2 protein-coding genes are annotated in these 10,650 nt (G+C 76.1%); both read right to left on the bottom strand.

Translation table 11 applies throughout. The annotated features are described in order from the left end of the window. Window positions 1–6,888 (bottom strand): MupA/Atu3671 family FMN-dependent luciferase-like monooxygenase (locus ADK55_RS05595; RefSeq protein ID WP_159041287.1); only part of this gene is annotated, 6,888 nt, incomplete at its 3' end. Further along, the coding region (locus tag ADK55_RS05590; protein ID WP_053676337.1) for a type I polyketide synthase at window positions 6,885–10,650 on the bottom strand (3,766 nt) is incomplete at its 5' end. The genes ADK55_RS05595 and ADK55_RS05590, both read right to left, overlap by 4 nt.

The raw sequence follows: 10,650 nt of genomic DNA, 5'->3' as shown, positions 1-10,650 counted from the left end.
GCCGCCGAGACTGACGACCCGCGCCTTCGGGGCGACCTCCCGGACCTGGTCGGGCATGCCCACCGGGATCCAGTCCCCGCTGAGCATGACCAGGCGCAGGCTCTCGGCGGTGGCCGCGCCGTTGCCCGCCGTGTGGGCGAGCAGCATCTCCATGAGCGCGGGCACGGAGTTCCAGACGGTGACGCCGTGCTCGCCGACGAGCCGGTTCCAGCGCACCGGGTCGCGGTCCTCCCCGGGTCCCGCCAGCACCAGGGTGGCGCCGGCGGCGAACGTGCCGAAGAGGTCGTACACGGACAGGTCGAAGCCGAGCGAGGACAGCCCGAACACCCGGTCCTCGGAGGTCACCCCGAAGCGCTCGTTGATGTCGACGACGGTGTTCAGGGCGCCCCGGTGATCGGTCATCACGCCCTTGGGGTCCCCGGTCGAACCCGAGGTGTAGATCACGTACGCGAGGTCGCGGGGATCCGTCGCCACCGGTTCGAGCGCCGCGTCGCGGCCGGCGGACGCGAGGGCCTCGTCGAAGCGGACGACGGCGACGCCGTCCGGGACGCGCTCGTGGACGGACGCGGCCGGGGGCACGAGCAGGGCCGAGGCGCCCGCGTGCCGCAGCGAACCGGCGATGCGGGCCGCCGGCAGACCGTCGTCCAGCGGGAGGTAGGCCGCCCCGATCCGGAGCACGCCGATGGCCGAGGCGATCTGCTCCCAGCCCCGGTCCGCGAGGACGCCGACCAGGTCGCCGGGGCGGACCCCGGCCGCGCGAAGGGCGTGGGCGACGGCCCGGGAGGCCTCCTCCAACCCGCCGTAGGTGAGGGTGCCGTTCGCGGCGATCACCGCGGTACGGCCGGGCGAGCGGCGGGCCCGGTCGAGGAACGGCTCGTGCAACAGCCCGTCCGGGAGCGGCCCGTCGGTGGCGTTCAGCTCCCGGTACCGGGCGACCTGGTCGTCGGGGAGCACCTCGCGGTGCGGGTCGCCCCAGGCGTCGGCGTCCGTCGCGAGCGCGGTCAGCAGGCCGGTGTACGCGCCGAACATGTCGTCCAGCGTCCCCGGCGCGAACAGCGCCTCCACCGCGTCCCAGGTGAGCCGCACCCGGCCCTCGTCCTCGCTGATCTGGTGGTCGAGCCAGACCTGCGGGGTCTGGGTGATGGTGTGCGCGACCCGGGCCCCGAGCCCGGCCGGCGGGGTGCCGCCCGCGTCGGCCGCGCCGAGTTCGCTGGTGAACACGACGGGCATGGCCGCCGCGGCCACCCCGCGCCGGCGGGCCAGTTCGCCGGCCACGCGCACGCCGCTGACGAGCTGGTGGTCCAGGTCCTCCCAGAGCCGCTCCTGCACGGCGCGGGCCCGCTCCTCGAAGGAGCCGCTGGTCGCGCGGTCCACCTCCAACAGGCTGAGCGCGGTGAAGTCGCCGACCAGCGTGTTCAGTTCGGGATGGTCGCCGACCCGGTTGAAGAGGGTCAGGTTGAGGGTGAAGCGGTCGCTGGACGACCAGGTGCCGAGCACGGTGGCGTACGCGGCCAGGGCGAGCGCCGACGGGGTGATCCGGGCGGCGGCGGCCCGCGCCTTCAGCCGGGACCACAGCTCGGCCGGGAGGTGCGCCTCGCGCCGCCGGAACCGGGTCTCGGCCAGCTCCCCGAGCTGCTTGACGAGCGGCAGCGGCGGCGCCGGCGGCAGGGTGTCCAGCCGCTCGCGCCAGTAGGCGAGGTCACGCTCGTGCCCGGGCCCCGTGCGTCGGGCCTGCTCGGCCATGACGTAGTCGCGGAAGGACAACTCCATCGCGTGCGGGACGAGTTCGCCCCGGTAGACGGCGAGCAGCTCGCGCAGCAGGATCTGGACGCTGCCGCCGTCCGCGATGAGCGTGTCGATGCTGAAGTGCAGCCGGGCCGCGCCCCCGTCGGTGTGGCTCGCCCGGATCTGGAACAGCGGCCAGGTCTCGGCGGGCAGCACGTGGTGGGACATCGTGTCGCGGATCGCCCGCAACCGTGTCTCGCGCTCGGCGGCCGGCAGCGCGCGCAGGTCGGCGCGCTCGATGCGGTAGTCGGGCACCTCGGGGAGGATGCGCTGGGTGCCGTCCGTGTCGACGACCAGGCGCAGGGCGTCGTGGCGTCGGACGAGGGACCGCCAGGCGCCTTCCAGACGGTCCAGGTCCACGTCGTCGACGTCGAGCTCGACGAACAGGTGGCAGGACACGTCTCCGCCGACGGCGCCGCTGCGGCCGATCCAATAGGCGCGCTGCACCTCGGTGAGGGGGAACGGTTCGTGCCGGGTCGCCGGGTCCGGCAGCAGCGCCGCCGGTCGCTCCGACCGCTCCGTGTCGTCGCCGGGGTCGGCGGCGCCGTCCGCCCGCGCGTCCACGCCGCGGGCCAGGGCCGAGACGGTCGGCGCCTCGAACAGCGTGCGCAGCGGGAGCCGGGTCGAGAACGCGCGCCTGATCCCGGCGACGACCTGGGTGGCGAGCAGCGAGTGGCCGCCCAGTTCGAAGAAGTCGTCGTGGACGCCCACCCGTTCGACGCCGAGGGCCTGCTGCCAGATCGCCGCGATCCGCTCCTCGGTGGGGGTGGAGGGCGCGACGTACGCGCCGCCGACGGCGCGGTCCGTGTCGGGCGCCGGCAGCGCTCCCCGGTCCACCTTGCCGTTGCTCGTCAACGGCAGCGCGTCCAGCACGACGAACCGCGAGGGCACGAGGAAGCCGGGCAACCGGGCGGCCAGCGCGGCACGCAGGTCGGCGGCGGCCGGAGGGGAGTCCGGGGAATCGGGCACCACGTACCCGATCAAGGACGCCCGGGCGGTGCCGAGCCCGTGCGCGGTCACCACGCTCTGGCGGACGCCGGGCACGGCGGTCAGCGCGGCCTCGACCTCGCCGGCCTCGATCCGGAAACCACGGATCTTGAGCTGGTCGTCGTTGCGGGCCAGGTACTCCAACCGGCCGTCGGGCCGCACCCGGACGACGTCACCCGTGCGGTACAGGCGGGTCTCGGCCGATCCGGCGCCGTCGGGGCGGGACGCCGCGGCGGGCTCCGGCACGAAGCGCTCGGCGGTGAGTTCCGGGCGCCCGAGGTAGCCCGCGGTCACGCCCGCGCCGCCGATGTACAGCTCGCCGGGCACGCCGACGGGCGTGCGGCGGCCGTGTTCGTCCAGGACCCGTACGGTCGTCCCCGCGACGGGGCGGCCGATGGTGACGGCGCCCGACACCGGGTCCACGGTGTCACTGGTGGACCACACGGTGGTCTCGGTCGGCCCGTACATGTTCAGCAGCGAGCCGGTGAGGTGCTCGTGCAGCCGGCGCGCGAGGTCCGCGTCCAGGGCCTCCCCGCCGAGCAGGAGTCGGCGCAGCCCGCCGAGCGCCGCCGCGTCCGGTTCGTCCAGCAGGACGCGCGCCAGCGACGGGGTGCACTGGAGGTGCGTCACGCCGTGGGCGCGGATCAGCGAGGTCAACGGGACCTCCTCCGCGTCCGGTTCCCCGGACTCCGTCGCGCGGGCCTCCGGTTCGGACCGGTTCAGCGCCCGCGAACGCAGCGCGGCCAGGCCGGTGAGCGCGCGGAGCGCCGCGTCGGGGTCGACACCGAAGTCGACGAGGCAGGCGACCTCGTCGACGCCCGCGCCCGCGAGCCGCCCCAGGAGGGGCAGCCGGTCCTCGACGGTTCCGATGAAGGAGCCGTCCGTGAGGTAGCGGGCCGCCGCGTGGTCGAGCAGGGCCTCCTGGTCGTCCGCGCTGAAGTCGTCGGCGCGGACGTCGATGCCGAGGGTGGCCGCCATCTTCTCGATCAGCCCGACGGAGGAGCGCAGGTAGTCGCGGAACGGCTGCCGGGCGTGCGCCCGCACGTCCTCCGCGTCGTCCCCGATGAACGTGTGCAGCATCAGCGTCACGTGCGGCTCACCCGCGTGACCGGCGCTCCGCCAGGCCTCGCGGTAGATCGAGATCCGCTCGGTCAGCTCCTCGACGCTCTGGCCGAGCAGGTGCGTGAGCAGCCGTGCGCCGATCTCCCCGGCCTTGCGGCAGGTCTCGGGATTGCCGGACGAGGTGAGCCAGAAGGGAAGTTCGGGCTGGACCGGGCGCGGCATGACCGCCACGTCCACGCTGCGGCCCGAGGGCCCCTCGAAGGCGACCCGGTCGCCGCGCCACAGCCTGCGCACCTCGTCGATGCCCTCGACCATGAGCTTCTGCCGGTCCTCGTACGCGTCCTTGGCGAGGACGAAGTCGTCCACGTGCCAGCCGGAGGCGAAGGACAGGCCGACCCGGCCCCCGGAGAGGTTGTCGACGACCGACCACTCCTCCGCGACCCGGACGGGATGGTGCAGCGGCAGCACCACGCTGCCGGCCCGGATCCCGATCCGTTCGGTGCTCTGCGCCAGGGCGGCGGCCAGCACAGACGGCGCGGGATAGGACCCGCCGAACGCGTGGAAGTGCCGCTCCGGCAGCCACACGGAGCTGAAGCCGTGCGTGTCGGCGAACCGGGCGCCCTCCATGAGGAGCCGGTACTGGGCCGGCCCCGGGGCGTGCGCCTCGGAGTCGCTGGAGAAGTAGAAGAGGCTGAACTCCGGTACGACGACGGGCGCGGCCGTGGTCGGCGCGGGCTCGGCGGCCCGCCGCGCGACGCCGGTGGAGGTCCCCGCGTCGGGGCTCACGACCACCCGGTGACCGCGGCTGATCGTCCACAGCAGTTCCAGCACGGAGATGTCGAAGGAGACGCTGGTGACGGCGAGCCAGGTGATCGGCTCGGCGTCCGCCCCGCTCGCGCCCCGGGCGTCGTTCCGGCCCGTGACGATCCGGTCCATCGCGGCGAGGAACGCCGTGAGGTTGCGCCGGAGCACCACCACGCCCTTGGGCCTGCCGGTGGAACCCGACGTGTGGATGACGTACGCGGGGGCCTCGGGGTCGTGCGACCCGCCGTCGGCGGCGGGCGCGGACGGCACCGTGTCCGTGTCGGCCGCGTCGAGGTCGAGCAGCGGCGCCCCGGAGGGCACGGCGTCCCGGGTCCCGGCGTGCACCAGCACGGCCGAGGGGGAAGCGTCCTCCAGGACGAAGCGGATCCGCTCCGCCGGATAGCCGGGGTCGAGCGGCAGGTACGCGGCCCCGGCCCGGAGCACGGCGAACAGCGCGGCGACGAGATCGGCGCCGCGCCGCAGACAGACGCCGACCCGGTCCCCGGGACGGACGCCCGCGGCCAGCAGCCGGGCCCGGATCTCCTCGATCCGCGCGTCGAGCGCGCCGTAGGCGAGCGCCGGCCCGTCGGGGTCCGAACCCGACAACAGGGCCGGTGCGTGCGGCCGTTCGCGCACGGCGCGGGCGAGGGACACGAGCACGTCCTCGGCGTCCGCGGGCAGCGGTCCGCCGTCGCCGGCGAGCGCCGACAGCGCCTCCTCGGCGGGAGTGAGCGCCAGCAGCTCGGAGAGCGCCAGCGACGGGTCGGCCGTACCGCGCCGCAGGACGCGTTCCAGGGTCTCGGTCCAGGACCGCACGGTGTCCGCGTCGAACAGGTCGGCGCTGAACTCGCAGACCCCGGTGGTGACCTCTCCCGAGCGGGCGAGTTCGAGACTGAGGTCGGTGCGGCACAGCCCGTTGTCCAGGTCGACGAGTTCGACGGCCACGTCGGGCAGCGAGATCGCGGGAGCGGGCACGTTCCGGTAGCCGAACTGCACCTGGTAGAGCGGCGCGTGGCTCAGATCGCGGTCCGGGCTGAGATCGCGGACCAGACGCTCGAAGGGCACCTCGGCGTGGGCGAGGGCGCCCAGCGCGGTCTCCCGCGCCCGGCCGACGAGCTCACCGAACGTGGGGTCCCCGGCCAGGTCGGTGCGCATCACCAGGGTGTTGATGAACATGCCGACCATGCCACCCAGTTCCGGACGGTCCCGACCGGCCGTCGGCACGCCGACGACCACGTCCTGCTGTCCGGAGTGCCGCATCAGCACCGCCTGCCAGGCGGCGAGCGTCACCATGAAGGGCGTGGCCCGAGCCTGCCGGGCGGCCTCCTCGATGCCCTCCGTCAGCTCCCGGTCCAGGGTGAGGTGCACCCGACCGCCGCGGTGCGAGGGGGTGGCGGGGCGAAGGCGGTCGGTGGCCAGGGAGAGCAGCGGAGGGGCGTCGGCGAGCCGCTCGCGCCAGTAGTCGAGCGGCCGCGCCAGCGCCTCGTCGGTGAGCTCGACGCGCTGCCGCGCGGCCCAGTCGCCGTACTGGACGGGCAGCGGCTCCCGCCCCCCCCCCGGGGGGCCGGCGCCGCCGGGCAGGGGGTCGAGGAACGCGCGGGAGCCCCCGCCCAACCCCCCCACCAGGGCGGCGCGCGACCAGGCGTCGCCCACCATGTGGTGGTTGACCACGACCAGCAGGGCGCGGTCCGGCGCGGAGCGGATCAGCACGGCCCGGAAGAGCCGCTCGCCCTCCAGGTCGAAGGGCCGGCGGGCCTCCCGCTCGGCGAACTCCCGCTCGGCGGCGTCGATCCCGTCGGCCGCACCGGGATCGAGGTCCACCACCGTGAGTACCGGCTCCGACCCCGGACCCGAGACCGGCGCCGGGTCCAGCACCCGCTGTACCGGCCGCTCGCCCGAGGGGTCGACGACGGTGCGCAGCGCCTCGTGTCGGACCACGAGGCCCTTCAGCGCCGCGTCCAGCGCCGCCCGGTCCAACGGACCGGTCAGCCGCAGCGCCACGTACTCGTTGAACACCCCGAGCCCCGGAGTGAGTTGATCAAGGAACCACAGTCGTTCCTGGCCGAAGGAGAGCGGCGCGGGGACATCCGTGTCCCGCCGCGGCGTCACCGGCACGGCGACCGGCGCGGTCGGCGCGGTGGCGTTCCCCCGGGTACGTGCCTCGAACCTGGCGCGCTGCTCCGGAGTGAGCCGGGCCAGGCGCTCCGCGCGTCCGGCGTCCGCCGGGGGGCGGCCTGCTGAGTCGGTCACTGGTTCTCCAGGTCGGCGAGAATACGGTCTTCGATGTCCACGGCGAGATCGGCCACACGGCCGCCCTCGAAGAACGCCCGGGCGGGCACGTCCACCCCGAACTCGGCACGCAACCGCGCCACGACCTGCGCGGCGAGCAGCGAATGACCGCCGAGGTCCAGGAAGTCGTCGTGGATGCCCACCCGGTCGATGCCGAGCATCTCGCCGTAGATCTCGGCGAGGCGCTCCTCGGTCGGCGTGCCCGGCGCGGTGTAGGCGGTGGCCAGCTCCGGGCGCGGCAGCAGGGTGGTCGAGGGGCGGGCGGCGGTCGGTTCGGCGGTCAGCCGCAGCGTTCCGTCGTCCGTGACCTCCGCGCCCGCGCGGGCCACCACGCCCTGGCCGCCGGGGCCTTCGAGCAGCGCGGCGAACGCCCGCGTCCCCTGGGCGGGGGTGAGGGCGCCCGCGAGCATGCGCTCCTGGAGGGCGCGCAGGTCGGCCGGGACCTCGGCGTCGCTCGCCATGCCGACCGAGGCCCACATGTCCCAGTTCACCGTGATGACGCGACGTTCGCCGCGCGCGTCCTCGGCCTCGCCGGCCGCCGCGAGGTAGGCGTTGGCCGCCGCGTAGTCGGCCTGCCCGTAGGTGGGCACGAGGGTGGCCAGCGAGGAGCAGAGCAGCAGCGTGCCCGCCTCGCCCGGCCGCAGGGCGGCGAGCAGGTTGCGGATGCCCGCGGTCTTGGGGGCGAACACCGCGCGGGCCTCGTCGTCGTCGCGCAGTTCCACGGAACCGCCGCCGGGGACGCCGGCCGCGTGCACGACGCCGTCGATGCCGCCGAAGGTCTCGCGCACGCGGTCCAGCGCCTCGGCGAGGGAGTGCGCGTCCGCGACGTCCGCCCGCAGGCAGAGCACCTCGGTGCCCCGCGCCCGCAGGTCCCCGACGAACTCCGCGGCGGGCCCCTCGTCCTCGTCGGTGACCGGGTGCCGGCCCAACAGGGCGATACGCGCTCCGGCCGTACGGGCCAGATGGCCGGCCAGCGTGCGACCGATGCCGCCGAAGCCGCCGGTGACGACCCAGACCGCGCCGGGCGCGGACCCGGCGGACGACGCGGGGGCGACGGGCCGGGTGGGCTCGACGGCGCGGGTGAGCAGGTCGGCGCCGCGCAGCGCGAGCAGCCGGGCCGGGGCGGCGACGACCGCCCGGAGCACGTCGAGGGCCGACTCGGCGTCGAGCCGGGCGCCCGGGGCGAGGTCCACCTGGGCGCACCGGAGGTTGGCGTACTCCTCGGGCAGCACCTGCACCGGGCCGCTGAGCAGGGCCGCCGCGGGGTCGGGGCGCTCGCCGTCGAGGACGCGGAACGCGCCGGCCGTGAGGACCCCGAGGCGCACGTCGTTGACGACGCTCGCCTCGGTCATGGCGCGGGCCAGCCGGACCAGGCCGAAGTACCCCTGCGTCCCGTCGTCGGCGGCGGGCGCGAGGCCCCAGCCGTGGACGATCGCGGTGGGGGGGCGGACCAGCCCGCGCAGGTCGGCCAGCAGTTTCGCGTACTGGCTCGGGTCGCCCGGGTCGATCTCGTACACGCCGCGGCGCACCCGACGGTACTCGGGGCCGGGCCGCACGACGGTGACGATCTGTCCCCGCGCCGTGATCAGGTCGATCACCGGCTGCGTGGCGCCCTCGGCGTCGCACAGGACCAGCCAGGTCTGGCGGCGCGCGAACGGGTCCGCCGGCACCTCGACCCCGGGGCCGAGCGGACGCCACACGATACGGGCGTGCACCGCGTCGGCCTCCGACGCCCCGGCCGGGGCCGAGGCCGGGGACGCGGCGCTCGCGGCCGGGGCGGCCGGGCCGGGCTCGATCCAGTGCGGCAGCCGCTCGAAGGGGTAGCCGGGCAGGCCCGCGAGGCGCGCGTCGGCGCCGACGGGCTCCCAGACGACGGGGGCGCCGTGGGCCCACAGCCCGGCGAGGGAGAGGACCGCGCTCGCCGGCTCGTCGTCGGCCGAACGGCGCCCCCGCGAGGGCAGCGGCGCCGGCGCGAGACGAGGGGCACCGGTCCGAGCCGCGGCGGCGTCCTCGGCGGGGCCCGCGCCCGCGGAGCGGACCAGGTCGGTGAGCACGCTGCCGGGGCCGTTCTCCACCAGCACCAGGTCCTCGTCCAGGGCGAGGAGCCGGCCCAGGCCGTCGTGGAACCGCACGGGGGAGAGCATCTGCCGGGCCCAGTAGGCCGGGTCGCCGGCCTGCTCCGCGGTGATCCAGTCGCCGGTGACCCCGGAGAGGAAGGGGATGCCCGGGGCGTGCAGCGGCACGGCGGCCAGCTCCTCGGCGAACCGGGCGGCGGCCGGCCCGCACGGGGCGCCGTGGAACGCCCGGTCGACGGGCAGGCGCAGCGCGCGCACGTCCCGCTCGGCGAGCGCGGCGGCGGCCCGCTCGACGGCGTCATGCGTCCCGGACAGGACGGTGGCTGCCGGGCCGTTGACGGCGGCGAGGTCCAGTCCGTGCGCGGCGGCGATCCCCGCCGCCTCCGCCTCGCCCAGGGGCAGCGCGAGCATGGCGCCCGGCGGCATCTCCTCCATCAACCGGCCCCGGGTCGCGGCCAGCGCGAGCGCGTCCGGGAGCGCGACGACCCCCGAGAGCAGCGCGGCGGTGAACTCGCCGAGGCTGTGACCGAGCAGCGCGGTCGGGCGGACACCCCAGTGCGCCCACAGCCGGGACAGGGCGTACCCGAGGGCGACCACGGCGGGCTGCACGATCGAGGTGCGGCGCAGTTGATCCGCGTCACCGTCCCGCAGCAGCTCCGTCAGGTCGGCGCCGAGGTGCGGGCGCAGGATCCGCGCGCACTCGTCGAGCGCCTCGCGGAACACCGGGTGCGCGCGGTGCAGGCCGTCGGCGGTGCCCGGCACGAGGGCGGCCTGTCCCGGCAGCAGGAAGGCCACGGGCGCGTCGTCGCGCCCGGTGCGGGCGCCCACGCGGTCGCGGCGGTCGCCGCCGCGCAGGGCGGCGACGGCCCCGGCGGTGTCACGGGCGAGGACGACCCGGCGGTGCGAGAGCCGGCGCCGGCCGTCGCGCAGGGTGCGCGCGACGTCGGCGAGGGCGAGTTCGGGGTGCGCGGCGAGGTGGTCGGCGAGCCGGCCGGCGACGCTGTCGAGCGCGGTGGAGGTGCGCGCCGACAGCGGCAGCGCGACCGGTACGTCGACCGGCGCCCCGGCCGGTGACGCCCCGGCCGGGGCGTCGGCGGTCGCGGGCGCCTGCTCCAGGATGACGTGGGCGTTGGTGCCGCCGATCCCGAAGGCGCTGACGGCGGCCCGCCGCGGACCGTCGGTGACCGGCCAGTCGGTGAGGTCGGTGGGCACGAAGAACGGACTGCCGGACAGCCCGACGCCGGGCTCCGCGGCGTCGACGTGCAGGCTGGCCGGGATCCGGCCGTGGCGCAGCGCCTGGACGGCCTTGATGAAGCCGGTGATCCCGGCCGCGGTGTCCAGGTGGCCCAGGTTCGACTTCACCGAACCGAGTCCGCACCAGGCCCCGGGCGCGGCGTCCGGCCGGTCGTCGGCCGCCCGGTAGGCGGCCGTCAGGGCCTCGACCTCGATGGGGTCCCCGATGGGCGTGGCCGTGCCGTGGCCCTCGACGTACCCGATGCTGCGCGGGGCCACGTCCGCGACGGACAGGGCCTCGCGGATCACGGCGCTCTGCCCGCTCACGCTCGGCGCCGTGTAACCGGCCTTGTCGGCGCCGTCGTTGTTCACGGCCGAACCGAGGATCACGGCGTGCACGCGGTCCCCGTCGGCC

This window comes from Streptomyces sp. WM4235 (assembly GCF_001279725.1).
Classification (GTDB): Bacteria; Actinomycetota; Actinomycetes; order Streptomycetales; family Streptomycetaceae; genus Streptomyces.
This window is presented reverse-complemented; position numbering and strand designations above follow the sequence as displayed.